Below are 24,294 nucleotides of genomic sequence, written 5' to 3'. Positions count from 1 at the left end.
CTATTCGCAAGAGTGATCGTCGGGCGGAGCCTGTTTCCATAAATCCACCAGTTCTTCGGGAGTCTCGGTTTCGGGAATAATCACCACCAGACTGGCGGAATGCTCTGCCGACGCGTAATAAATCTCGAGACGGAAATAACGCTGGTCACCCCGACCGGCGTTTTCTTTTTCCTGAGCATAAGGCAGAGCTTTGTTGATGAGCTGGCAAATTTCCCGCCGTTTGTCATCACTCATGCCTGAAAGCTCAACCCGTCGCGGTCCGCTGAGTTTGGGGATAAAAGCGACCCCTCCCTCACGGTAGATTTCAATTACCGTATTACTTTCCAGCGAATCTAAAGGTTTCATTTACATCACTCCAACCTGCTCCCAGGCTTCACGAACGGCTTGCGCGACAGAATCGTCAAAGCGTTTGCCTGCGTTTTTGACAGTGAGCTGAGCGAAGGCGACAAAGTCAGCATCTTTCGACAGGGATTTATCGCAGACCGTGTCATACCAGACGTAACCCGCACGTTCCCAGGCGTTACCTCCCAGTTTAGTGGCCGCCAGATAAAATGCGCGGTTAGGGATCCCCGAATTGATATGTACACCGCCGTTATCGTCGCGGGTGTTTACATAGCCTTTCATGTCGGCAGGCTGCGGATCTTTGCCGAGTAACGGATCGTCATAGGCCGTACCGGGGTGTGACATCGAGCGCAGGCCGGTTCCATGAGTGCCTTTTGCCAGCAAGCCCTCACCAATGATCCAGTCCGCTTTATCGGCGGTTTGCCTGAGATGGAACTGCTTCACCAGCGAGCCAAACACGTCTGACAGGGATTCATTGAGCGCCCCCGATTGTCCGTTATAGTTCAGACCGGCTTCAGATTCCGTCACACCGTGGGAAAGTTCGTGTCCCACTACATCAATGGCGATAGTGAAGCGGTTGAAGATTTCACCGTCGCCGTCACCAAACACCATCTGCTGACCGTTCCAGAAAGCATTCTGATAGCCTTTGTCGTAGTGAACCGTACCGAGCAACGCCAGCCCTTTGCCATCTAGCGAATTGCGTTGGTACGCCTGCCAGAAGAAATCATAGGTCACACCAAGATAGTCATAGGCTTCATCAACAGATACATCGCCATTACTGGCCTGACCTTCTTTACGAACCGATTCACCGGGCAGTTGCGTGGTGTTTTTGGCATCGTAAATATCACGCTCAACCTGACCCGCTTTGGCAGTCACAATCTTCTGCGGTTTTGCATAAGGCTGCGCCATTAACGTATTGACGTGGACCAGAGTCTGTTTCGCGCAACGGCGCTGAGGTTCTGAACCGTGCTCAATAATGCGGTTGAGCATGTATGGTGGGATAACGCTGTTGTAACGCTTCGCTGAACTGTGATTCATCGTGAATCTCCTTATCAAGAGTCACCCGAAGGTGAAGGCAAGGTGTTCTGACCGACTGATACTGAAAGACGGCTAATGATTAGTCGTCAATGGTCAGTATAGGACTGTCGGGCGATTCGTCTGTTAAAGATGAGATTTATCTGTCCGGCTGCGGGTCATACAACGTATGCGGATGACAGGTCACGGCGCGTCCGCTGGCTTTTCTGACTGACTCGCGCACCACCAGTTTTCCCTGTAAAAGCTGGGTGGTATGGGGCGCATCGGGGCGCAACATACGTCGTTGCAACAGGGAAATAGCTTCAGCGCCCAGTTCATCGCGGGGCACATGCACCGCCGTCAGCGGTACGTCATGAATTTCAGCAAGATTGAATCCGTCGGTGCTGATCACACTGATATCGTCGGGTACAGAGAAACCTCGCTTTGCCAGCGCGGCGACTACGCCGGAAGCCATAAAATCCCCCCCGGCCAGGATCGCCGTTGGCATCGGCTGGCCGGGTGGTAAACCATCGAGGTATTCCAGTAACGTCTGTTCGCTTTCCTGCGCGCCGAATCCTGAGGTATTCAGCAAATGCTGGCTGTCACTGAAAGTCAGATGATGGCGGGCGAACGCCTGTCTGATGCCGGTCAGGCGCAGTTCCATCGTATGACGACGCAGGCATTGTACGGTCACGATGTGGTTATGCCCCTGAGAAAACAGGTAGTCGCAGGCGAAATCGCCCATCGTCTGATGGTCCGGGCTGACGCTGTCATGACGCATGTGCCGGTCATGGCAATTGACCAGCACGCACGGCTTGCCCATTTCGGCCGCCAGCTGATGAATATGCGGGTCGTCTATACCGACCAGCAATATGGCTTCGGTCTGAGGATCGGTCATTTTGGCGATGAACAGCGCGGCGTCGGCGTTTTCCTCCTCCAGCGCGCAGTAGCGGACACGCACTTCATGATGGGCGGTGGCAGCCAGAATGCCCTGGATCACCTTGTAGTAAAAAATATCGCTGCGCACATCAAAAGCGCGGGCGGGGGCGAAAATCAAAATGTTGTTGAGCATCAGCCTGCCGGTGGAAAGACCATTGAGCACGCCCTGAGATTTGGCACACTCAAGCACGCTGTCGCGCGCCTTGCTGCTGGTGTTATTTTTTCCGGCTAAAACACGTGAAACGGTACTGATTGACAGCCCTGTCTGGTCGGCAATTTGCTGGATATTTAACTTTCCTTTCAAACTGTGATCTCCTTCAAAATCGTCCATGCAAAATTTTTCATATCAGAAAATGTGCTGCCTGTGAGCTTTTATCCTCCCTGACTTCTTCCTGCAGTTATAGCGTGAAAGCTTTTGCAAAAAATCACGTTTCACTCACAAATCCAGCTGCCTACTCTGCAGAAGTACCTCACATAACACATCATCTGCGGCCAGGCCGACGGGTGGGAGAGCGGACATGACAATTCAAATAAATACCGGGACGGCTGCGGTTGCACAACGCAGGAAAATAAAAGCCTTACGCTGGTGGATGCTGGCGCTGTTTCTCCTTGGCGTGACGGTGAACTATGTCACGCGAAATTCTCTGGGTCTGCTGGCGGCTGAACTGAAAACCAGCCTGAACATGACCACTGAACAATATTCTTACATCGTTGCGGCATTTCAGGCGGCATACACCATCTTCCAGCCTTTATGCGGCTGGCTGATTGACGTGATCGGCCTGAAGCTGGGCTTTCTGATTTGTGCCTCAATCTGGGCGGTAGTTTGCATGATGCACGCGGGTGCCGGCAGCTGGATCCAGCTTGCCGTTCTGCGCTTCTTTATGGGCAGCGCCGAGGCGGCGGCCACACCGGCCAACGCCAAAGCGATTTCTGACTGGTTTCCGCGTAAGGAACGTCCGGTTGCTGCAGGCTGGGCAGGCGTAGGCTTCTCGATTGGTGCCATGCTGGCACCGCCGATTATTCTGGTCGCCCATGTGTCATTTGGCTGGCGCGGAGCGTTCCTGTTCTGCGGTGTGCTGTCAATGCTGTGGGTTCTGTTGTGGTGGAAGTTCTACCATTCACCGGAAACGCATCCGAACTTAAGCAAAGATGAACTGGCGCTGATCCGTTCCGATAACGAACCGCAACAAACGCGACTGCCGTTTATCAAATCACTGAAAATCGTCTGTAAAAACAAGAAATTCTACGGTATCGCCATTCCGGCATTTCTGGCGGAACCCGCATGGGCTGTATTCAGTTTCTGGGTGCCGCTGTATCTCGCCAACGAACGCGGGATGGACTTAAAACACATCGTGATGTTTGCCTGGCTGCCGTTCCTGGCCGCCGATCTGGGCAGTATTGCCAGCGGCTATCTCACCACGCTGTACCGCAAAGTTTTTGGCTGCACACGCATCAACTCCATCGTCGCCAGTTCTGTTACCGGCGCATTCATGATGCTGTCGCTGGCGCTGGTCGCCGTCACGCAAAGCCCGTACGCCGCCATTGCCCTGATCTCCATCGGCGGATTCGGTCATCAGGTGATTTCCTGCATGTTAAGCGCGGTGGTGGTGGAGACATTCGATAAAAGTCAGGTAGCGACAGTCAACGGTATGCGCGGTTCTTCCGCATGGATCGCCAGCTTCCTGTTTTCACTGTTGATCGGCGCAGTTGCCGACAAAATGGGTTTCAATCCGCTGTTTATCGCGATGGGTTTCTTTGATTTGATCGGCGCAGTCTTCCTGATTGCCCTGATCGCTGAACGCCGCAATCCGGCAAAAAGGGAGAGTGTATGAAGACGTTAAAACACTGGGAGCTTGCCGGGCAGGATGACGCAGGCGTGGATTTGCGCATTGATGGCAAACATCTGTTTTCTCTGCGTGTGCTGGAACAAGGTTTAGTCCGCGTATTCATTCAGCGCAACGGCGAACTGGCGCTGGATCGTACCTGGAGCATCGCACCGCAAAATAGTACCGCACCCAAAAATAGTATCGCACCCAAAAATAGTACCGCGCCCCTGAACGATGTGCCCTGGGAAGGGCGTGACCGTCTGAGCAACGAAGGCTTTTCATTGCCGGGCTATCAGCTGGAACAAAGTGATGACCGCCTGACAGTGACCACTGACGCGCTACGTGTCACTGTTCATCAGCCTTTGTGGCTGGAATGGGAATACAAGAACGGGGCGGGTGTCTGGCAACCTCTGGTGAAAGATCGTAAAACCGGCGCGTATATGCTCGGCGTGAAAAACGACGCGTCGGCGCACTATCAGCTGCGTGAGGCGCAGGATGGCGTGTACGGACTGGGAGAGAAAGCCGGCGATCTCAATCGCAGCGGTCGTCGTTTCGAAATGCGTAATCTGGATGCCATGGGCTATAACGCTGCCAGCACTGATCCGCTGTACAAACATATTCCGTTTACAATGACGCGCCGCAATGAAGTAAGTTTTGGCGTGTTCTACGACAATCTCAGCAATGTCTGGCTTGATCTCGGCAATGAACTGGATAATTACCATCTTCCCTATCGTCGTTTCAGTGCTGAAGCGGGTGATCTGGATTACTACCTGTTCATCGGGCCGACGTCACTGGACGTCACCAAAAAGCTGGTCCGCCTGACCGGTAAAACCACTTTCGGGCCGAAATGGAGTCTCGGTTACAGCGGTTCGACCATGTATTACACCGATGCGCCGGACGCCCAGCAGCAACTGATGAAATTCATTACATTGTGTCAGCAACATGAAATTCCCTGCGATTCATTCCAGCTTTCATCGGGTTACACCTCGATCGGCAACAAGCGTTACGTGTTCAACTGGAACTACGACAAAGTGCCGGAACCGGAAGTGATGTCAAAGGCATTTCTTGACGCCGGTATTCGTCTCGCAGCTAACATCAAACCGTGTCTGTTGCAGGATCACCCGCAATACGGGCAGGTGGCGGAACAGGGGTTGTTTATCCGCGACAGCGAAGACAACGTGCCGGAACGTTCTGTTTTCTGGGACGACGAAGGGTCGCACCTCGATTTCACCCATCCTTCCGCTGTGCGCTGGTGGCAAAAAGGCGTGACGCAACAGTTGCTGGAAAAAGGCATCGGTTCGACGTGGAATGATAATAACGAATACGAAGTCTGGGACAGCGATGCGCGTTGCCATGGTTTCGGCAAGTCTATCGCCATCAAACATATCCGTCCGGTGATGCCGCTGCTGATGATGCGCGCGTCTTTTGAAGCGCAGCAACGTTTTGCGCCGGAAACCCGCCCGTATCTGATTTCACGTTCCGGTTGTGCCGGGATGCAGCGTTATGTGCAAACGTGGAGCGGTGATAACCGCACTAACTGGCAGACGCTGCGCTACAACACGCGCATGGGCATCGGCATGAGTTTATCCGGTTTGTATAACGTCGGGCACGATGTTGGCGGATTCTCAGGGGATAAGCCGGATGCTGAACTGTTTGTCCGTTGGGTGCAAAACGGCGTGATGCATCCGCGTTTCACCATTCATTCCTGGAATGACGATCACACCGTTAATGAGCCGTGGATGTATCCGCAGGTGACGCCGCTTATTCGCGACGCTATTCGTCTGCGATACCGTCTGCTGCCGTATTTCTACACCTTGTTATGGCAGGCGCATGCGGACGATGAGCCGATGCTGCGCCCGACATTCCTCGATCACGAGCACGACAAAAACACCTTCGCGGAAACCGACGATTTCCTGATGGGCCGTGATTTACTTGTCGCCAGCGTGGTGGATGAAGGGCTGCGTGAACGGAATGTTTACCTGCCGGATAACGGCATTGGCTGGTGCGATTTCTATACCGGCGAATGGTTTGCTGGCGGCCAGACCATCACCCTCGACGCACCGCTGGACAGGTTGCCGCTGCTGGTTCGCGCAGGCGCTGCACTGCCGCAATCATGCCGTCTCGCACATGTTGATGCCAGCAAAGATGCACTGCGTGAATTGCATGTGTATCCGGCTCCGGGTCAGGCGACCTCATCCGGCATGTTGTTTGAGGACGACGGCGAAAGCCATCGCTGGGAGCAGAATCATGCGCTGTGGCTCAATTGGGATATTTGCAGTGACGAGCAGCGAATCAATATCACGCTGACGCAGCGCGGCGATTTCAAACCTGCCTGGAAAACCCTGAATATCGTACTGCCGCAAGGCGAAGCGCGCGAAGTTTGGGTGAATGGTGAAAGGAAGGAAAGTTATAATCTGTAGGTCATTCCAGCTGCTCCCCCTGCGAAGGGGGAGCAGCTGGAGGATTTTAAACCCAGCGCTTATTTAACCGCACGTTTCCGCGCTTTCTTCTCTACAACGATCGATTTCACTTCACTTTCAATCCAGCCATCGGCCAGACGTGTTTTCAGTGTATCGCCCGGAGCGGTCTGCGTGGTTTTCTTCAGCAATGCGCCTTGTGGCGTCGTCGTCACGCTATAGCCACGGGCAAGGGTCGCCAGCGGACTGACGCCTTCCAGTTGTGTACAGGCGGTACCAAAACGCTGACGGCTTTCGGTCAGCTGCGATGACATCGCCTGTTGCAGCCGGTACTGAAGCTGCTGAACCCGTTGCTGAGCACGGTGAATGCGCGGCTGTGGCTGCTGTTGCGTCAGGCGTTGCTGCAAGCGATCGGTGCGGCGCAGCATCTGACGCAGCTGGTTTTGCATGGCTTCATCAAGACGACGCCGCAGTTTAAACAAGGCGGTTTGCTGACGCGCCAGACGTAAATGTGGATGCTGTTGTTGCAGACGGTGATTCAGACGCGTGAAGCGCTGCGTCAGTTGAGCGAGATAATAATCCATCGCCATTTCGAGGCGCTGCTGCTGTGACTGGATCTGGCGCAGCAGTTCCAGCTGATTACGGCTGATCAACTCGGCGGCAGCAGACGGCGTCGGTGCTCGTAAATCCGCGACAAAATCGGCAATCGTCACATCGGTTTCGTGACCGACGGCGCTGACAATCGGAATGCGGCTGGCAAAAATTGCCCGTGCCACACGCTCATCGTTAAAACTCCACAAATCTTCCAGCGAACCACCGCCGCGTCCGACAATCAGCACATCCACTTCTTCGCGGGCGTTAGCTAACTGAATGGCACGTACAATCTGGCCCGGCGCATCCACGCCCTGAACGGACGTCGGATAGATAATGACGGGCAACGACGGGTCACGACGCTTTAAGACATTCAGGACGTCATGCAGCGCAGCGCCGCTGGCGGAAGTAATCACACCCACGCATTTAGCGGGCGAGGGCAGCGGTTGTTTAAACTGCGCATCAAACAGACCTTCGGCGGCCAGTTGCTGTTTCAGTAAATCGAATTTCTGCTGTAACAGACCGTCGCCCGCTTCCTGCATGCTTTCTGCAATCAGCTGATAATCGCCACGTGGTTCGTACAACGTAATCGTAGCGCGAACTAAAACCTGCTGGCCGTTTTGCGGACGGAACGTCGTGCGGCGGTTGGAATTGCGGAACATCGCGCATTTGACCTGCGCACGGTCATCTTTGAGCGTGAAATACCAGTGGCCGGAGGAAGGCTGAGAGAAGTTTGAAATCTCACCGGAGAGCCAGACCTGACCCATTTCGTTTTCCAGCAACTGTCGGACCGTCTGATTGAGGCGGCTTACGGTAAAAATAGGAGGCGAAGAAGGTAGCGACATGTGATCCAGATCAAATTCAAAAACAGAGACTTAATCGAACGATACTACATGCCCGCAAAAGGTAATCAAGAAGTTTTTGAAATAGTTCTGGTCGAAATGCCTACTCACCTGTATACTCCCGCTGCAATATTTTATCTTTTCCGCATCCACCTTGGTGAGATATTGCCCATGCTACGTATCGCAAAAGAAGCACTAACGTTCGACGACGTTCTCCTTGTTCCAGCCCACTCCACAGTTCTGCCCAATACTGCCGACCTCGGTACTCAACTGACCGCTAAAATCCGTCTGAATATCCCTATGCTGTCCGCAGCCATGGATACCGTGACTGAAGCGAATCTGGCGATTGCTCTGGCGCAGGAAGGCGGCCTCGGATTCATCCACAAGAACATGTCTATTGAGCGTCAGGCGGAAGAAGTCCGTCGCGTGAAGAAGCATGAAAGCGGCGTTGTTGCTGACCCTAAAACAGTCACACCATCGACCACTTTGCGTCAGGTTAAAGAACTCACCGAAATTAACGGTTTTGCCGGTTATCCGGTCGTGACTGAAGAAAACGAACTGGTCGGTATTATTACCGGTCGTGACGTGCGCTTCGTGACCGATCTGGAACAGCCTGTGACTGCGGTCATGACGCCGAAAGAGCGTCTGGTCACCGTCAAAGAAGGCGAAGCCCGCGAAGTCGTGCTGCAAAAAATGCACGAAAAACGTGTAGAGAAAGCGCTGGTTGTTGACGCGCAATTCCATCTGCTCGGTATGATCACCGTAAAAGACTTCCAGAAAGCTGAGCGTAAACCAAATGCCTGTAAAGATGAGCAGGGCAGCCTGCGCGTCGGTGCAGCGGTTGGTGCGGGCGCGGGCAACGAAGAACGTATCGATGCGCTGGTTGCTGCGGGTGTTGACGTTCTGCTGATTGACTCCTCTCACGGCCATTCCGAAGGCGTTCTGGAACGTATCCGCGCCACCCGCGCTAAATACCCGGATCTGCAAATCATTGGCGGTAACGTTGCGACTGGCGCAGGTGCTCTGGCACTGGCGAAAGCAGGCGTGAGCGCAGTGAAAGTCGGTATCGGTCCTGGCTCCATCTGTACCACCCGTATCGTAACCGGCGTTGGTGTTCCACAAATCACCGCTGTTTCTGACGCGGTTGAAGCGCTGGAAGGCACCGGTATTCCGGTTATCGCTGACGGCGGTATCCGCTTCTCCGGTGATATCGCAAAAGCTATCGCTGCTGGCGCAAGCTGCGTGATGGTTGGTGGGATGCTGGCAGGTACAGAAGAATCTCCGGGCGAAATCGAGCTGTATCAGGGCCGTTCGTACAAATCTTACCGCGGCATGGGTTCTCTGGGCGCGATGTCCAAAGGCTCTTCTGACCGTTACTTCCAGACTGATAACGCCGCCGACAAACTGGTACCGGAAGGTATCGAAGGTCGCGTCGCGTATAAAGGCCGTCTGAAAGAAATCATCCACCAGCAAATGGGCGGTCTGCGCTCCTGTATGGGGCTGACCGGTTGTGCTACCATCGACGACCTGCGCACCAAGGCTGAGTTTGTCCGCATCAGCGGTGCAGGGATCCAGGAAAGCCACGTACATGACGTGACGATTACCAAAGAGTCACCGAACTACCGCATGGGTTCTTAATCCCATAGTCGCTGCTGCGCGTCGGCGAGCCGGCGTTGGAAGCTGGCTCAAAATGCTCATTTACGTCATGTAAACTGCGCTTTTTCGCCAGCTTCCGCTTTGCCTCACCTTAGCTCGCGAGCGCCTGGATCGAGTCACTACAAATTAATACCCAGCCCGTTATTTCCGGGCTGATTAATATTCCGTTTTAACGCTTTTATTGCTTTCTGGAAAACGCCCCCTCATGAGCGAAAATATTCACAAGCACCGTATCCTGATCCTCGATTTCGGCTCCCAGTACACCCAACTTGTTGCGCGCCGCGTGCGTGAACTGGGTGTCTATTGCGAACTCTGGGCCTGGGACGTAACCGAAGCCCAAATCCGCGAATTCAATCCGAACGGGATCATCCTGTCCGGCGGCCCGGAAAGTACCACCGAGCATGACAGCCCGCGCGCCCCTGATTACGTTTTCGAAGCCGGTGTACCGGTTCTGGGCGTCTGCTACGGCATGCAAACCATGGCGATGCAGTTAGGCGGCCATGTTGAAGGCTCAAACGAGCGCGAATTTGGTTATGCGCAGGTTGAAGTTCAGACTGAAAGCGCGCTGATCCGCGACATTCAGGACGCCCTGAGCGAGAACAACAAACCGCTGCTCGACGTCTGGATGAGCCACGGCGATAAAGTGACGGCTATCCCGTCTGATTTCGTGACCGTTGCCAGCACCGAGACCTGCCCGTTTGCCATTATGGCCAACGAAGAAAAACGCTTCTATGGGGTGCAGTTCCACCCGGAAGTGACGCACACCCGTCAGGGCCTGCGTATGCTCGAGCGTTTCGTGATGGATATCTGCGAGTGCGAAGCCCTGTGGACGCCAGCGAAAATCATCGAAGATGCCGTAGAACGTCTGCGTGTACAGATTGGCGACGACCACGTGATCCTCGGCCTGTCCGGCGGCGTTGACTCCTCCGTCACCGCGATGCTGCTGCACCGTGCAATCGGCGAGCGTCTGACCTGCGTATTCGTGGACAACGGCTTGCTGCGTCTGAATGAAGCAGATCAGGTTCTGGAAATGTTTGGCGACCGTTTCGGTCTGAATATCGTTCACGTTGCCGCCGAAGAGCGTTTCCTGTCAGCACTGGCTGGCGTTGATGAGCCAGAGGCCAAACGTAAAATCATCGGCCGCGTCTTCGTAGAAGTGTTTGACGAAGAAGCCTGCAAGCAGGATGAAGTGAAATGGCTGGCGCAGGGCACAATCTATCCTGACGTGATCGAATCTGCGGCGTCTGCCACCGGTAAAGCGCACGTGATCAAATCGCACCATAATGTGGGCGGTCTGCCGAAAGAAATGAAACTGGGTCTGGTTGAGCCGCTGAAAGAGCTGTTCAAAGACGAAGTGCGTAAAATCGGCCTGGAACTCGGTCTGCCGTACGACATGCTTTACCGTCACCCGTTCCCGGGGCCAGGTTTAGGCGTTCGCGTGCTGGGCGAAGTGAAGAAAGAGTACTGCGATCTGTTGCGTCGCGCCGATGCGATCTTCATCGAAGAACTGCATAAAGCCGATCTGTACAACAAAGTCAGCCAGGCCTTTACCGTCTTCCTGCCAGTCCGCTCCGTTGGCGTGATGGGCGATGGCCGTAAATACGACTGGGTAGTTTCCCTGCGCGCAGTAGAAACTATCGACTTCATGACCGCGCACTGGGCGCACCTGCCGTATGATTTCCTCGGCCGCTGCTCCAACCGTATCATCAACGAAGTCAACGGCATTTCCCGCGTGGTGTATGACATCTCTGGTAAACCACCGGCAACAATTGAGTGGGAATGATTCGGCAATATATCCTTAGCCGATAACTAGCTCTTAAAGCCCGCTGCTGTTGCAGGGGGCTTTTTTTTATATCTGTTTTAATTGTTGTCATAGCCAATGACTTTGTTAGCTTTTCGCTTTAGGCACTATTGCCGATAGTGAAATAAAGATCCCTGAAATTGCTGAAAAAATGAGTGGAAAAATAAATGCATCAGAATTTCTCAGAGGATTATTTATATCCAGTAAAATAACAATAAAGAAAAGACTATTGGCAAAAGTGGCTGATGAAAATATTTCCCCTACTTTATATTGGAGGTTCTCCAGTGAAAATGCCGGTGTTTTTATCGAAAATGCATCCCATGTCAGATGAACAAAAATATAACTAACGCAGAGATAACAATAGAAGTGCGCAAGCTGATCTGAATTGACGGGAAGGTACCAGTGTAATTCTCGCAACTCACTTTCTCCGTATGCTCTTTAGATACAGGAGTGGCAACAACACTGCACCGATGGCCGCCATTGAAAGCAATAGTCTGTCCGTGACGATAAGTTCCGGTAGTGCAAGAGAAATACCGCCAGTGAATGCATATCCTGCACCTGCGCCGCCGAGTATGGCTTTGAAAAATGTCGTGATGTCGAATTCCATTTTTAATCTCCCTGATAACGAAAGGCAGATTACTCAAGTTTTAAAACACCTGCAAATTAAAACGGAATTTGTGATAGTTATATTTTCATAGTTACGAGGCCTGTTCCAAAAAACATAACGCCAGAATGCTGGGGGGATACCCTTGCATTAATAAATGTTCAGGTAACATAAAACGTTATTTCAGATGCGCCGTGAACCCATTTATCCCCGGTGTAATGTCCGGCTGCAGTGTCAGTACCGGAATATCACATCACCGCCATTTTGCTGACGGCATCCAGCGCGGATTTCCATTCATCAGTGGCTGCGTGAGTTTATTGCTGATTCAGTATGAAAAAAGGCAGCCAACTGGCTGCCCTGATTGTGATGCGGTGACGAAAATTACTCGTTAAACAACTTGGTGTCGTTCGCCAGACTATCAACCACGGTTTTCAAATCGTTCGCAGTGACTTTTTGTGTATCGTTAGAAACTTGTTTTCCGAAGCCCTTACGGACGACTTTAATTACCGGTTTGCCGGTTGCTGAGTCAATAAGCTCGCCTTCGAAATACACTTCGGTATCACGTGTGCGGTGGCCGGTCGCGGTTTCAGTACCGGCAATGACCAGGGCAACCGGGATCACTTCATAGAATTGCAGACCTTCAGCCGAAGTATTCACACCGGTGATTGCACCTTTGAAGATCAAGGTACGCGGCCCCGCGTGATCTGTCAGAGGCAAACGCTCAGCGAGCGCAGGTTTCATACGGCTGTTAGCATAATCCAGAACGCCCTGCAGGGTTTCCTTGCTGATTTGCTCAGTAGGCTGAGGCTCTGGATAGAACTTAATCGGTTCGTATTTTATGTAGGAGTAGTTGGCTTTTTTGAACGAAGGGTCAATCCAGCGAAGAACCGGACTGCCACCTGCGGTTTTAACTTCCTTAAGGCCGGAATAGTCCCCCAGGAAGCCTGAGAATTTATCCGCTTGTGTGACGTGGTTGGTACAACCGGCTAAAAACAGCACGCCAGCGACTGCAGCAACCTGCATCAGTTTTATTCTTTTCATTCGTACCCTCGAAATATTTTAAGGAAGACCAAGTATGTATAGCACTGCTGCGGAATTTAACCTCTTAACTAAAAAGAAAAATTGATATCCGTCAGGATCGCGAAAAAACGGTTATGTGAGGTAATCATTTCTTCTTTAATTATTTTTTTGATGAATGAAATAGATAGTATTCGCCCTTTGGACTTTCCCCTGTAGCCATGATGTTCCAGCCTTTTGACAGGTAAAAATCGACTGATTTTTTACTCTTTACTAAACATTTCAGAGAGCCCTGACGGGTAAACGTCTCTTGCGCAGCCTCAAGCAACGCCGAACCTGCGCCGGTTCCCTGATATTTGGGATCGACAAACAGGTTATGCAGGAAATCCTCCTGAGTGAAAATCGAGGCGAAGCCCAGCAAATGTCCGTCACGTTCGGCGACCAGTATCTTTTCGCCGATAACAGCACGATCAAAATCTTCCAGCTGAAAATCATCCTCCAGCCATGTCCAGGTGTGCTTTCGTGAGGCCAGATACAACGTGCGTAAAAACGGGCGGTCTGCTTCTTCATAAGGCCGGATTTTGAGGGGTGATGGCAAAGAAAGCTCCTGAGAATTTTTTATCATCAAAGTCTGTGGTTTAGGTTTGTTTTCCGATACTGCCAGTGAAGTGCGGCGAGTTCAATTACGTTGACTTAACGATTTTATATCGCATTTCCTGATTGATATTCTGACCCTCGCCACCAATAATGCTTCCTTGACTCGGGGTGCCCGCTGTAAAGCAGGGCTGAGATTTTACCCGTATTACCTGATCTGGATTATGCCAGCGTAGGGAAGTCAGGTATCTCTCCTGATACCGCCTTCTTTAGCGCCGGTAGGGAGACTTATGAATACCCGACCTACCTTGTTGCCCGGCTCTACAGCCGCCACTTCTCTGAAACAACTCCGCCTCTCTGCGCCGCTGGTCCACTGCCTGACCAACGACGTCGTGCAATCTTTTACTGCCAATATCCTGCTGGCGCTGGGGGCGTCCCCGGCGATGGTGGTTGATCCCGCCGAAGCCGCGCAGTTCAGTGCCATTGCTGATGCTTTGCTGGTGAATGTCGGCACGCTGACCCGTCCTCACGCCGATGCGATGCTGGCAGCTGTTCACGCGGCAGATCTGGCCGGAAAGCCGTGGGTACTGGATCCGGTCGCTGTCGGTGGCCTGAGCTGGCGAACCGAATTTTGCCTTGAACTCATCACGCTTAAACCTGCTGCAATTCGTGGTAATGCGTCCGAAATTCTTGCGCTCAGCGGACTCAGCGGCTCCGGCCGCGGCGTTGACAGCGGCGACGACTCCCTGTCAGCTTTACCTGCCGCACAACAGCTGGCGCGTAACACCGGCGCGATTGTCGCTGTCACGGGTGAAACGGATTATGTCACTGACGGCGAACGTAGCCGGGCCGTAGCAGGCGGGCATCCGATGATGACACGCATTGTCGGTACCGGATGCGCACTGTCAGCTGTGGTGGCGGCCTTTGTGGCTTTACCGGGCGACCGGCTGGATAACGTTGCTGCTGCCTGCCGGGTGATGTCATGTGCCGGTGAACGTGCCTGTGCGGCCGTAAACGGACCGGGCAGTTTCACGCCTCAGTTCCTCGATAATCTTTATTTGATAGATGAGCAGTGGCTGAACGGGGAGGGGATGCAATGAAACGGATTAATGCACTGACGATTGCCGGCACAGATCCGAGCGGTGGAGCGGGGATCCAGGCAGATTTGAAAGCCTTCTCGGCGCTGGGTGCGTACGGTACCAGCGTGATCACCGCGCTGGTGGCGCAGAATACCCGCGGCGTGCAGTCAGTTTATAACATCGAGCCGAAGTTTGTTTCAGCGCAGCTGGATTCCGTACTGAGCGACGTGCGTATAGACAGTGCGAAAATCGGCATGCTGGCAAACAGTCAGATAGTGGAAGTGGTTGCGGAGCGGCTCAGACATTATCAGCCGCCCTTTGTGGTACTGGATACCGTTATGCTGGCGAAAAGTGGCGATCCGCTGCTACTGCCGGAAGCCGTGGATGCCGTGCGCCGTTTGCTGATCCCGCAGGTATCCATTATTACGCCAAATCTGCCGGAAGCCGCCGCGTTGCTGGAGTGTGCGACAGCGACTAATGAAACCGAAATGCGAGAGCAGGGAGAAGCACTACTGGCGATGGGATGTGGCGCGGTGCTGATGAAAGGCGGTCATCTGAGTGATGAGGAAAGTCCTGACTGGCTGTTTATGGCCGGTTCACGCGAGCGGTTTACCGCGCCGCGTGTGGACACCCGTCACACTCATGGCACGGGGTGTACGTTATCTGCGGCACTTGCAGCATTGCGACCGCGTCATAACAACTGGGCCGATACCGTACGCGAAGCCAAAGAATATTTGCAGCAGGCGCTGATGCAGGCCGATTCCCTGGAGGTTGGTCACGGCATCGGCCCGGTCCATCATTTCCACCGCTGGTGGTGACAGCAGATTAAGCGCGGCGCTGGGTTTCACTCAGCGCCTGTTCAGCCTGATGAAATTTAATCAGAGCCTGTTGCAGATGCACGGCGTCAAATGGGTTCAGCGGATAGAATTTCTCCTCTTTACGCGGACGCAGCATGATGCGGATTTTGTTCGCTGAAACCCTTTCAAACAGATAGCTGGCGATATCCTCGTTTTCTTCGTCCTTCCATGACAGCAGCAATGCGGCGTGCTCACCGGTGCGGCGGCCAATAAATTGTTCGTGCGACCACAAGCCTTCAAATTCGCCATCTTTTTGTAGTTTTTTACCGCTGAACCACGATGATTCTGCCAGAGTCCACAAAGCCTGTGGCGAGATTTCCTGATGTAACTGACGCCACAGCGGGCGGTTGTTGTCCATCTGCCAGCAGGCCATGCCGAGATAATCATTAAGCTCGCGCCAGTCACCTTCCAGCCTTTCCCGTAACTCAGGATCCTGCACATGGATAAATTGTTGCAGGCCGGTCGCCTGTTCGCCCAGTTTGTTATAGGCAATAACGGTCATTGTGCGCGGCTTGCGACGGAAGGTCACCCACAACAAAAATTTAGGGATGCGGAAGGTAATCGCCTGGACGGTGAGTTTGTAACGGTTGCCACGGGATAGCACCAGGCCATTCGACGTGCCGCGCTTATCCTGATAATTTCTGACGACCACAACGCTGTTCTGGCCCATCCAGCCCATCACGTAATGTTCTTTTTCACTTTCAGCCACATCCAGATCTTGCACGATTTGCGTGACTTTCTCGTTATCGAGTTGAGAGAGGGAAAGTGACTGATCGGCGCTGTAATAGCTTTTATTCAGGGAGACGGCAGCTGGCATAAGAGTATCCACGGTGTTGGTGTGGTTTACAGCTTACACTAAGTTGTCATACAGATTTTAGGGCTAACCCGCAAAATTTGCACTTCGTCGTAAACTGTCTGTGTCACAGAGGCGGTTATTAATGAGGGCAAGGACGAAATTTTACGAGGCGTCTCGACAAAAATAACATGGACTATTGTTAATTGCAGAGTGCGGATTATTATTTCGGCATTATTTTGATGCGCGGGAATAAGCAGGATATATGGCGTTACATGAAAAGGTAATTTGCGAAACATTATCGACGATGAATGCGGCTTTCGTTCAGTTAAATGTCCCGCTTATTATAAGGCGTATTCGCCGGAGTGATATTATCTGGCAGCAGCGTCGTGCGAGACGAAATTTACTGCAACCTGAGAAAAACCTGCTTAACTGGCAATGGTTATTTAAGCAGTATAGAAAAAATAAACCACGTGAATCTGGTTTAGAACAGACGGCATATGTGTTCTGTCTCAACAATTCTCAGCAGGAGCGGGCTGCGTTCTTGCTAAAGTCATGCCGGCCTGTGACCGGACCTCTGGAGTTAAACTCGCTGGAGAATTTCTATCGCAAGACAAAAGGGCATCCTCTCTTAGGAAAAATGCTACGTTACAGTTTAAGCATGATGGTTATCTATGCCGACAGTTTTAATGAAAATGAAATATTGAAAAAAGAGAGTGCTAAATTCATTATTAAGGATATTGTTAACGAAGCTGTTATGAGCTTTTATACCTATGAAGCGCCAATGACTCAGGTGGCTGGAAAGATGGAATGCGAGTCTACGTACTATTTGTTGAATGAATATGTGAAAGCTAATTTTGTCAATCGACATTGTTAGTAATTGATTTAATCATTTTTAATAATACTGGATATATAACCGATATAATTTACTTATCAGGAGTTGCACATGGAATTGGACATGGAAAAAATGCGTCATTTGACCCCACGACAGGTGAAGATGGTGGAGAAAATTGTCGGATTTCTGAGATATTGCGATGAGATACGTCCAGAGGGAGACGCAGACGATCTCGACGTCTTTGGTCCGCCGGAAGCTTACTATCATCCATCTAACAACTTCAGTAAATTACCCTGAAGTGACTTCATGTCTCCCCGCGTTGGTGTCGATTTCATAATGCGGGGATAAATCGGTTACTCGGCATCAAACCAGTCGCTGTTTTGCTCGGCAATCGGTGTGATGGTTGAAATCATTTCCTGCAGATGGATACGGATGGCTTTTTCAGCGGCATCCGGGTCACGGGCTTTGAGCCCTTCAAAGATGGCGTAGTGCTGCGCAATGAGACTTTCCGGAGGCGACACCCTACTCAGCGTTAAAAAGCGCACGCGATCCATCGTCGCTTTAATGTGTTCGACCGTTTCCCACGCCAGTTTGCAATCTATGATCTGCGCAATTGTGCGGTGGAATTCATCATCGAGAAGTAAAAATTCCTGCGTCTGCTGACTTTTTGCTGCCAGAGTTTGGCGTTCCAGATTGTGTTCGAGCAGCGCCAGATCTTTATCTGTTGCGACCATTGCCGCACGGCGCACTACGGCAGTTTCGACGGCTTCACGAATGAAACGGCCGTCCGCTACACGTTTAGATGAAATTTTCATCACATAGGTACCGCGCTGCGGCAAAACCTGAACCAGTCCGGCTTCGGCCAGTTTGATAAAGGCTTCGCGAACCGGCTGGCGGGACACATTGAAACGGGTCGATATTTCTTTTTCCGACAGAAATGCTCCCGGTGCGATGGCACAGGTGACGATGTCCTGACGCAAGGTGCGGTAAATCTGCTGATTAACCGGCACATTACTGAGAAATTCAAAGGAGTCTGTCATGGGCAAATGTTGTCTTTATAGTCGGGAAGCCATAATACTAACATGAGTTTTCTCAGGATTTTGAGATTGTTAGCGCAAGAATTACTGTGAATTGATATGTTCACGACAATACAGTTTTTTGTAGGCGGCGGGTGTGATGCCCAGCAGTTTGCGAAATACCCGGCGGAAATAGGCCACATCATTAAAGCCGGTCAGACGAGCAACGTCCGCCACATTACCGGTATTGGCCAGTAAAAGCTTTTCAGCTGCCGTCACCCGTTGCTTATGCAGCGCATCGGTCAGCGTCATCTGGAACGTCAGACGGAAAACCCGCCCGAGATAATCTGCGTTGCAGTGCAGGCGTTCAGCCAGCTCCGTCGCACCCAGCGGTAAATGAAATTGTGTTGTGATCAGCTGGCGCGCTTTATACGCCAGCGCAACGCCAGGACCATCAGGTTCGACGTTGTCCGGCCAGGCGCGGCAGACTTCCTGTAAAAGTAATAGCAAGAACAACTCAAGGGAATTTCCGCCGCGTTCCTGTTCATATAAAAATAATCTGAATAGCGTCAGAATAGTCTCCCGGTCTTTGACTTTACAGTGTTGTGGAATATCCAGCTGTATAGAGGCATTATTTTGCTGTGATTGGATAATTGCCACGTCTTTCACGAAATCAAAATGCAACCAGTAAAATTTTAGGTCAGGATCGAATGTGGTTAGCCCTTTATGTTCACGTCCGGGGAATAATAATAAACTTTCGCCTTCATGCACGTCAAAACGTGTATTTTCCTCCTGCAATGACAAGGTGCCACGGACCACATAAATTAACTCATGCGAACTGAGTCTCCGGGTCGGATGTGTGCCAATTCCTCTTGAAATGAACAGGCCGCCATTTTGAACTTTCACGGGGTAATTTACTGGAAAAGCAAGGCATTCAGTCATTTAACAGGCTTCCGGCGGGATGTTTAAGCCTGACACTAGCACAGGGATGGGCGACTGCCAGTGACGTGGCGGGAGGTTTTGATCTGCTTCACAGATTGAAACTGCAAGTCGGAATTGTCCCGTTTAACTACTTTATCCTCCTCTTGTTGACGTGATGCCTCTGTGCCAGATTGACCGCGTACCTTATTTATTCTTCGGAATGATGTGAATAATCAGCCTTATTTATCCTGTTCCTGTTGCTTATTAATAACGATATAAAAGCGAGGAAAAAACATGTCAACGGATTCCATTAATACCGGCGCATCCCCGGTAACGGGTGAGGGCGGAATAATTTCAGCCAACGCTAAGCTTTCTGTGAGTGAGAAAATAGGTTATGGGCTGGGAGATGCTGGCGGCACGATAATAACCTGTCTGATCACCAGTTTTCTGACATTTTTTTATACCGATGTTTTCGGCCTGACGCCTGCGATTGTCGGCACGCTGTTTATTTCCCTGCGTGTGATTGACGCGATTTCTGATCCACTGATGGGCATTCTGGCTGACCGCACGGAAAGCCGCTGGGGACGTTTCCGGCCGTGGCAGTTGTGGATTGCGTTGCCGATTGGCGTCGTGGGTTTTCTGACGTTTACCGTGCCCGGTCTGAGTGGCGACGCCAAAATTGCCTACGCTTTTTTCACGTATTTTCTGCTGTCCGTGTCTTACACGGCGATCAATGTGCCGTACTGTGCCCTGATTAACACCATGACCACCGATCATCGTGAGGTCATTTCCTGCCAGTCATGGCGTTTTGTGCTCTGCGGTGTGGCGGGATTCATGGTGTCTGTCGGGTTGCCTTGGCTGGTACAGGTGCTGGGCAAGGGGAATGCTGCAGCCGGATATCAGCAGGGTGTCGGTCTGTTGTGCGCCGTTGCGGTGGTGATGTTTCTGTGGTGCTTTTTCACTGTGCGTGAGCGCCTGCCGCTGGCGCTGCTCGGGCAGTTCAGCGTTAAAGAACATATCCGTGGCATGTTGAAAAACGACCAGTTGCTGCTGGTATTGCTGATGTCTTTCCTGCTAATCAACGTGTTTAACCTGCGCGGTGGCGGCTACATGTATTTCATCACTTACGTGCTGAAAGGCGGCGCGGGCTATGCCTCGATGTTCTTCGGCATGGTGACGCTGGCGTCAATTCTCGGCGCGGTGATCGTCAATCAGCTGACCAAATTTATCGACAGCGTCCGGTTGTATATGATCACCAATCTGGTGCTGGCAGTATTTTCTCTGTTGCTGTGGTTTGTGCCCGTTGGTGAGCAGTATCAGACGCTGTGGCTGGGCATCATCTTTATTCATTGCGTGATCCTCGGTTTCACGCTGCCGCTGCACTTTTCCCTGATGGCCTTCGCCGATGATTACGGACACTGGAAAAACGGTATCCGCTCTTCCGGGATGAATTTTGCGTTCAACCTTTTCTTCATCAAATTAGCCTGGGCATCAAGCGCCGGGATCATCAGCCTGGTGTTCATTTTTGTCTCTTATCAGGCAGGTGCGGAACACCAGACTGCGGCGTCGTTGAGCGGGATCACTCTGCTGGAAACCCTGTTGCCTGCGGCGATGCATCTTCTGCTGGCGATCACTCTGATGTTCTGCAAGCTCGATAACACATTGCTGACGCGGATGTCGCATGAACTGGCCGCGAAAATTTAATCGTTATTTTTCTATTCAGGAGGTTGTATGTCGTTTTCTCCGGTTGAGTCTTTAGAAGTGCCGCTCGATAAGGTCAATATTTCTGACGCGTTCTGGCTGGAATATCAGCGGCTGGTCAAAGACGTCGTCGTGCCATATCAGTGGAAGGCCCTTAATGATGAGGTCGCCGATGCAGAACCGAGTCATGCCATTGAGAACTTCCGCATCGCTGCCGGGCAAAGTGAGGGCGAGTTTTACGGGATGGTTTTCCAGGACAGCGATGTGGCGAAGTGGCTGGAAGCTGTCGGCTATTTACTGGCAAAAACGCCGGATCCTGCGCTGGAAGAAACGGCAGACCAGGTGATCGAACTGGTGGGCGCGGTGCAGCAATCGGACGGCTATCTGAATACGTATTTCACCGTGAAAGAGCCGCAACAGCGGTGGACGAATCTCGCCGAATGTCACGAGCTTTACTGTGCCGGACATCTGATCGAAGCCGGCGTGGCTTACACTCAGGCAACCGGAAAAACGCGCTTGCTGGAGATCGTCTGTAAACTTGCCGATCACATTGCGGATGTTTTCGGGCCGGGAGATAAACAGCTGCACGGCTATCCCGGTCATCCGGAAATCGAACTGGCGCTGATGCGTTTATATGGAGCTACCGGTGAAACCCGTTATCTCGAGCTGACCCGCTATTTTGTCGAGCAGCGCGGTACAGAGCCGCATTTCTACGATATTGAATATGAAAAACGCGGCAAAACATCGCACTGGAATACTTACGGTCCGGCGTGGATGGTCAAAGATAAAGCTTACAGTCAGGCCCATCAGCCGGTTGCGTTACAGAAGACGGCTATCGGACACGCAGTGCGCTTTGTGTATTTGTACGCCGGCGTCGCTCATCTGGCGCGGTTGAGTCAGGATCAGGAAAAGCGCGAGGTCTGCCAGCGGTTGTGGGAAAACATGACTCAGCGGCAAATGTATATCACCGGTTCAATTGGCTCACAAAGCAGCGGCGAAGCGTTTTCTTCAGATTACGATTTGCCGAATGACACGGCGTACACCGAAACCTGTGCGTCGATCGGGCTGATGATGTTTGCCAACCGTATGTTGCAGATGGATCCTGACAGCCGCTATGCCGATGTGATGGAGCGCGCGCTCTACAATACCGTACTGGCCGGAATGGCGCTCGACGGCAAACATTTCTTCTACGTGAATCCGCTGGAAGTGCATCCGAAAAGTATTCCGTTCAATCATATCTACGATCACGTAAAACCAGTGCGTCAGCGCTGGTTCGGTTGTGCCTGCTGCCCGCCAAACATCGCACGACTGCTGGCTTCACTCGGCCATTACATTTATACCCAGCGCCCGGACGGCGTGGACATCAACCTGTATATCGGCAGTGACGTGCAGGCGATGGTCGGCGGTAAATCGTTGCGGCTGAAGCAGTCCGGTGGTTATCCGTGGACAGAGCATGTTCAGATTGAAATAGACACAGATCAGCCGCTTGAAGCCACGCTGGCGCTGCGTTTACCCGACTGGTGCGCCAGTCCGCAGGTGACGCTTAATGGTAAACCGCTGACGCTTTCTGCGCTTACGCGCAGCGGATATTTACGTCTGACGCAGGACTGGCAGAAAGGCGATCGCATTGAAATGACATTACCGATGCCGGTAACCCGTGTGAAGGGGAATGCCCTGTTGCGGCACGTCTCAGGAAAAGTGGCGATCCAGCGCGGCCCGCTGGTGTATTGCCTTGAACAGGCCGACAACGGCAGTGAACTGCATAATTTACGCCTGCCGCAGGATGCACAATTTCGCCTGATCTCCGGCAGCGGACTGCTCGCCGGTAAAACGTTATTGCAGACGCAAGGTGAGCGCCGGTTATCAGTTCAGGCCGGTCAGCAGCCGTTATATAGCTTCAATCCTCCGGAAGAAGAAACGACGATGCAAAGCATGACATTTGTGCCTTATTTTAGCTGGGCGAACAGGGGAGAAGGGGAGATGCGTGTGTGGGTTGATGAGGCCTGATTTGAGTTGATTAGAGTTAAATTGAAGAAAACCCGGCATGATGACCGGGTTTTTTCATGATGCTCAGAACATGATGTTCAGAACATCAGTTGTGAGACAGGGTCGTGGCCGGAGTCTGTTTGGGTGGTTTTATCACGAAGAACACCAGAATTGCGCCCAGTGCGGCGACGCCCCCGGCCAGAATAAAGGCGCTGTCGAAGCGACCGGTGTTTTGTACGATGAAGCCGGTCACGACCGGACCGATGATGCCCGATACGCTGCCGACCAGATGGATAAATCCGCTGGTGCCGCCGACGCGGGATTTATGTACCACGTCCTGAATAATCGCCCAGTAAATAGCGCCGGTGGTGTACAGGAAGAAAATAGATACCGACATCAGAATAACCGCCGGAACCACGCTGGTGACTACGCCAGCCAGTGCGACACAAATCGCTGCGGCTAACAGACTGACGACTAATATAATTTTACGTGACAGTAATAAACGGCCAGTGATATTAAAAATCTTATCAGAAATATATCCGCCCAGTGCCAGACCGACGAATCCGACAATCCATGGAATAACCGTTGTCAGGCTCATTTCTTTAATGTTAAGACCATGCGCTTGTACCAGATATGCCGGGAACCAGCTGAGAAAGAAGAATAAAATATAGTTGTAGCAGAAGAAGGCAAAAGCCGTCACCAGGATAATCGGCTGGCGTAAATAATAGCCCAGACCATGCGCGGCCTGTGCCAGATCTTCTTCTTCACTGATATTTTCATTCTTCATCTGATCAACTAAACGTAATTCTTCCGGTGAAACGCGTTTGCTTTTCAGCGGATTGTCCGCAACGGTGAAGAACCAGACCGCCATCCAGACAATCCCGATGGCTGCGATCACCATAAAGGCCGGTCGCCAGCCGAAGGAAATCGCCAGATACCCGACAATAGGCCCGGCAACAGCGCCGCCGAGAGGTGAACCGGCGCTGAGCAGTCCCATCGCGGTAGCCGCCTGTTTCTTCGGGAACCATCCGTTGATCATTTTATTTGCCGAGGCACAAATCGGCCCTTCGGCCATACCGAATAATACCCGCAGAATTAACATGGAATAAAAGCCGGTCGCGATAGCGGTCATACCACAAAATACCGACCATAATCCGACGGCTAATCCCATCACCAGCGTCGGGCCGAATTTATCCACGGCCAGACCGCCGATAAAGTTAAATATCGCGTAACCGAAGAAGAAACTGCCAAATATCATGCCGAATTGTTCGGGATTAATGGTCAGCTCTTTTTCTATCATCGGGACAGTAATCGACAGCGCCACGCGGTCGAGGTAATTGATCATGTAAACCAGGAACAGCAGGAATACGATGACCCAGCGTAAATTCTTGAACATAGGTGCTCCACTTGTCGGTGTTGTTTTAATAGTGTTGCGTTTTTTTGTAGGTAGAATATGAGGTACT

At 52.0% G+C, this 24,294-nt stretch carries 21 protein-coding genes and 1 riboswitch; of the genes, 10 read left to right on the top strand and 11 right to left on the bottom strand.

The genetic code is table 11. The features are described 5' to 3' along the window. The 3 genes from CKQ54_RS19450 to CKQ54_RS19440 all read right to left on the bottom strand — a co-directional run bounded on the left by CKQ54_RS19450 (position 1) and on the right by CKQ54_RS19440 (position 2,599). Positions 1-345, bottom strand: coding sequence for a protealysin inhibitor emfourin (locus CKQ54_RS19450; protein ID WP_113875984.1), 345 nt, complete (start codon positions 343-345; stop codon positions 1-3). After that, the gene (locus tag CKQ54_RS19445) at positions 346-1,380 is read right to left on the bottom strand and encodes a M4 family metallopeptidase (protein WP_120161550.1); all 1,035 of its coding nucleotides are present in this window, start codon (positions 1,378-1,380) and stop codon (positions 346-348) included. Between the two features lie 136 nt (positions 1,381-1,516). After that, positions 1,517-2,599, bottom strand: a complete 1,083-nt coding sequence (locus CKQ54_RS19440) for a LacI family DNA-binding transcriptional regulator (protein ID WP_120161713.1) — start codon at positions 2,597-2,599, stop codon at positions 1,517-1,519. Positions 2,600-2,813: 214 nt separating this feature from the next. Here CKQ54_RS19440 and CKQ54_RS19435 point away from each other — a divergent pair, with 214 nt between their 5' ends. Together CKQ54_RS19435 and CKQ54_RS19430 are read left to right on the top strand one after the other, a co-directional pair. Beyond that, positions 2,814-4,127 (top strand): MFS transporter, encoded by a 1,314-nt coding sequence (locus CKQ54_RS19435; RefSeq protein ID WP_120161551.1) that lies wholly within the window; start codon positions 2,814-2,816, stop codon positions 4,125-4,127. Further along, a complete protein-coding gene (locus CKQ54_RS19430; protein ID WP_120161553.1) occupies positions 4,124-6,541 on the top strand; it encodes a glycoside hydrolase family 31 protein in 2,418 nt (805 codons plus the stop codon). The genes CKQ54_RS19435 and CKQ54_RS19430 overlap by 4 nt, the downstream gene beginning before the upstream one ends. A gap of 59 nt (positions 6,542-6,600) precedes the next feature. On the opposite strand, the gene xseA is transcribed toward CKQ54_RS19430, so the two are convergent. Next, entirely contained in the window at positions 6,601-7,974 is a 1,374-nt protein-coding gene (gene xseA, locus CKQ54_RS19425; protein ID WP_120161555.1) for an exodeoxyribonuclease VII large subunit, read from the bottom strand. Positions 7,975-8,142: 168 nt separating this feature from the next. On the opposite strand from xseA, the gene guaB reads away from it, so the two are divergent. Together guaB and guaA are read left to right on the top strand one after the other, a co-directional pair. After that, a complete protein-coding gene (guaB, locus tag CKQ54_RS19420; RefSeq protein ID WP_015689478.1) occupies positions 8,143-9,609 on the top strand; it encodes an IMP dehydrogenase in 1,467 nt (488 codons plus the stop codon). Positions 9,610-9,832: 223 nt separating this feature from the next. Further along, positions 9,833-11,410, top strand: coding sequence for a glutamine-hydrolyzing GMP synthase (guaA, locus tag CKQ54_RS19415; protein WP_120161557.1), 1,578 nt, complete (start codon positions 9,833-9,835; stop codon positions 11,408-11,410). 436 nt (positions 11,411-11,846) lie between these two features. Here guaA and CKQ54_RS19405 read toward each other — a convergent pair whose 3' ends face one another. The 3 genes from CKQ54_RS19405 to CKQ54_RS19395 form a co-directional block, all read right to left on the bottom strand. Continuing rightward, positions 11,847-12,035: a hypothetical protein gene (locus tag CKQ54_RS19405; RefSeq protein ID WP_112288915.1), complete on the bottom strand. Its 189-nt coding sequence runs from the start codon at positions 12,033-12,035 to the stop codon at positions 11,847-11,849. A gap of 378 nt (positions 12,036-12,413) precedes the next feature. Then, positions 12,414-13,073, bottom strand: coding sequence for a DUF3313 domain-containing protein (locus CKQ54_RS19400; protein ID WP_120161558.1), 660 nt, complete (start codon positions 13,071-13,073; stop codon positions 12,414-12,416). Positions 13,074-13,212: 139 nt separating this feature from the next. Continuing rightward, positions 13,213-13,674 (bottom strand): GNAT family N-acetyltransferase, encoded by a 462-nt coding sequence (locus tag CKQ54_RS19395; protein ID WP_425272794.1) that lies wholly within the window; start codon positions 13,672-13,674, stop codon positions 13,213-13,215. 126 nt (positions 13,675-13,800) lie between these two features. After that, positions 13,801-13,899: riboswitch (TPP riboswitch) on the top strand. Positions 13,900-13,933: 34 nt separating this feature from the next. Between CKQ54_RS19395 and thiM the strand changes: the two genes are divergently transcribed. Then, a complete protein-coding gene (gene thiM / locus CKQ54_RS19390; RefSeq protein ID WP_120161562.1) occupies positions 13,934-14,743 on the top strand; it encodes a hydroxyethylthiazole kinase in 810 nt (269 codons plus the stop codon). Beyond that, positions 14,740-15,540 (top strand): bifunctional hydroxymethylpyrimidine kinase/phosphomethylpyrimidine kinase, encoded by an 801-nt coding sequence (gene thiD / locus CKQ54_RS19385; protein WP_120161563.1) that lies wholly within the window; start codon positions 14,740-14,742, stop codon positions 15,538-15,540. The genes thiM and thiD overlap by 4 nt, the downstream gene beginning before the upstream one ends. Before the next feature lie 7 nt (positions 15,541-15,547). On the opposite strand, the gene CKQ54_RS19380 is transcribed toward thiD, so the two are convergent. Next, positions 15,548-16,396, bottom strand: coding sequence for a hypothetical protein (locus CKQ54_RS19380; RefSeq protein ID WP_120161565.1), 849 nt, complete (start codon positions 16,394-16,396; stop codon positions 15,548-15,550). 241 nt (positions 16,397-16,637) lie between these two features. On the opposite strand from CKQ54_RS19380, the gene CKQ54_RS19375 reads away from it, so the two are divergent. Both CKQ54_RS19375 and CKQ54_RS19370 read left to right on the top strand, forming a co-directional pair. Next, positions 16,638-17,249 (top strand): hypothetical protein, encoded by a 612-nt coding sequence (locus CKQ54_RS19375; protein WP_120161567.1) that lies wholly within the window; start codon positions 16,638-16,640, stop codon positions 17,247-17,249. Positions 17,250-17,318: 69 nt separating this feature from the next. Continuing rightward, the gene (locus tag CKQ54_RS19370; RefSeq protein WP_113875996.1) at positions 17,319-17,504 is read left to right on the top strand and encodes a hypothetical protein; all 186 of its coding nucleotides are present in this window, start codon (positions 17,319-17,321) and stop codon (positions 17,502-17,504) included. Positions 17,505-17,560: 56 nt separating this feature from the next. On the opposite strand, the gene CKQ54_RS19365 is transcribed toward CKQ54_RS19370, so the two are convergent. Together CKQ54_RS19365 and CKQ54_RS19360 are read right to left on the bottom strand one after the other, a co-directional pair. After that, positions 17,561-18,247, bottom strand: a complete 687-nt coding sequence (locus CKQ54_RS19365; protein WP_120161569.1) for a GntR family transcriptional regulator — start codon at positions 18,245-18,247, stop codon at positions 17,561-17,563. Positions 18,248-18,328: 81 nt separating this feature from the next. Then, positions 18,329-19,165: an AraC family transcriptional regulator gene (locus tag CKQ54_RS19360; protein WP_120161571.1), complete on the bottom strand. Its 837-nt coding sequence runs from the start codon at positions 19,163-19,165 to the stop codon at positions 18,329-18,331. A gap of 273 nt (positions 19,166-19,438) precedes the next feature. On the opposite strand from CKQ54_RS19360, the gene CKQ54_RS19355 reads away from it, so the two are divergent. Together CKQ54_RS19355 and CKQ54_RS19350 are read left to right on the top strand one after the other, a co-directional pair. Next, positions 19,439-20,848, top strand: a complete 1,410-nt coding sequence (locus CKQ54_RS19355; RefSeq protein WP_120161573.1) for an MFS transporter — start codon at positions 19,439-19,441, stop codon at positions 20,846-20,848. Between the two features lie 27 nt (positions 20,849-20,875). Then, positions 20,876-22,852: a glycoside hydrolase family 127 protein gene (locus CKQ54_RS19350; RefSeq protein WP_120161575.1), complete on the top strand. Its 1,977-nt coding sequence runs from the start codon at positions 20,876-20,878 to the stop codon at positions 22,850-22,852. A gap of 85 nt (positions 22,853-22,937) precedes the next feature. Here the strand turns inward: CKQ54_RS19350 and CKQ54_RS19345 are convergent, their stop codons facing one another. Continuing rightward, entirely contained in the window at positions 22,938-24,227 is a 1,290-nt protein-coding gene (locus CKQ54_RS19345; protein ID WP_113876001.1) for an MFS transporter, read from the bottom strand. Between the last annotated feature and the right edge of the window lie 67 nt (positions 24,228-24,294).

The sequence above is a fragment of the Rahnella variigena genome (assembly GCF_003610915.1).
GTDB classification, from domain to species: domain Bacteria; phylum Pseudomonadota; class Gammaproteobacteria; order Enterobacterales; family Enterobacteriaceae; genus Rahnella; species Rahnella variigena.
This window is presented reverse-complemented; position numbering and strand designations above follow the sequence as displayed.

Excerpts from the sequence above, each read along its gene's own strand:
- CKQ54_RS19435 (WP_120161551.1), top strand. The coding sequence starts at position 2,814 with ATGACAATTCAAATAAATACCGGGACGGCTGCGGTTGCACAACGCAGG.
- CKQ54_RS19395 (WP_425272794.1), bottom strand. The coding sequence starts at position 13,674 with ATGATAAAAAATTCTCAGGAGCTTTCTTTGCCATCACCCCTCAAAATC.
- CKQ54_RS19355 (WP_120161573.1), top strand. The coding sequence starts at position 19,439 with ATGTCAACGGATTCCATTAATACCGGCGCATCCCCGGTAACGGGTGAG.
- guaA (WP_120161557.1), top strand. The coding sequence starts at position 9,833 with ATGAGCGAAAATATTCACAAGCACCGTATCCTGATCCTCGATTTCGGC.
- CKQ54_RS19375 (WP_120161567.1), top strand. The coding sequence starts at position 16,638 with ATGGCGTTACATGAAAAGGTAATTTGCGAAACATTATCGACGATGAAT.
- CKQ54_RS19405 (WP_112288915.1), bottom strand. The coding sequence starts at position 12,035 with ATGGAATTCGACATCACGACATTTTTCAAAGCCATACTCGGCGGCGCA.
- CKQ54_RS19445 (WP_120161550.1), bottom strand. The coding sequence starts at position 1,380 with ATGAATCACAGTTCAGCGAAGCGTTACAACAGCGTTATCCCACCATAC.
- CKQ54_RS19450 (WP_113875984.1), bottom strand. The coding sequence starts at position 345 with ATGAAACCTTTAGATTCGCTGGAAAGTAATACGGTAATTGAAATCTAC.
- CKQ54_RS19350 (WP_120161575.1), top strand. The coding sequence starts at position 20,876 with ATGTCGTTTTCTCCGGTTGAGTCTTTAGAAGTGCCGCTCGATAAGGTC.
- CKQ54_RS19370 (WP_113875996.1), top strand. The coding sequence starts at position 17,319 with ATGGAATTGGACATGGAAAAAATGCGTCATTTGACCCCACGACAGGTG.
- thiD (WP_120161563.1), top strand. The coding sequence starts at position 14,740 with ATGAAACGGATTAATGCACTGACGATTGCCGGCACAGATCCGAGCGGT.
- CKQ54_RS19380 (WP_120161565.1), bottom strand. The coding sequence starts at position 16,396 with ATGCCAGCTGCCGTCTCCCTGAATAAAAGCTATTACAGCGCCGATCAG.
- CKQ54_RS19360 (WP_120161571.1), bottom strand. The coding sequence starts at position 19,165 with ATGACTGAATGCCTTGCTTTTCCAGTAAATTACCCCGTGAAAGTTCAA.
- thiM (WP_120161562.1), top strand. The coding sequence starts at position 13,934 with ATGAATACCCGACCTACCTTGTTGCCCGGCTCTACAGCCGCCACTTCT.
- CKQ54_RS19365 (WP_120161569.1), bottom strand. The coding sequence starts at position 18,247 with ATGACAGACTCCTTTGAATTTCTCAGTAATGTGCCGGTTAATCAGCAG.
- CKQ54_RS19400 (WP_120161558.1), bottom strand. The coding sequence starts at position 13,073 with ATGAAAAGAATAAAACTGATGCAGGTTGCTGCAGTCGCTGGCGTGCTG.
- xseA (WP_120161555.1), bottom strand. The coding sequence starts at position 7,974 with ATGTCGCTACCTTCTTCGCCTCCTATTTTTACCGTAAGCCGCCTCAAT.
- CKQ54_RS19345 (WP_113876001.1), bottom strand. The coding sequence starts at position 24,227 with ATGTTCAAGAATTTACGCTGGGTCATCGTATTCCTGCTGTTCCTGGTT.
- guaB (WP_015689478.1), top strand. The coding sequence starts at position 8,143 with ATGCTACGTATCGCAAAAGAAGCACTAACGTTCGACGACGTTCTCCTT.
- CKQ54_RS19430 (WP_120161553.1), top strand. The coding sequence starts at position 4,124 with ATGAAGACGTTAAAACACTGGGAGCTTGCCGGGCAGGATGACGCAGGC.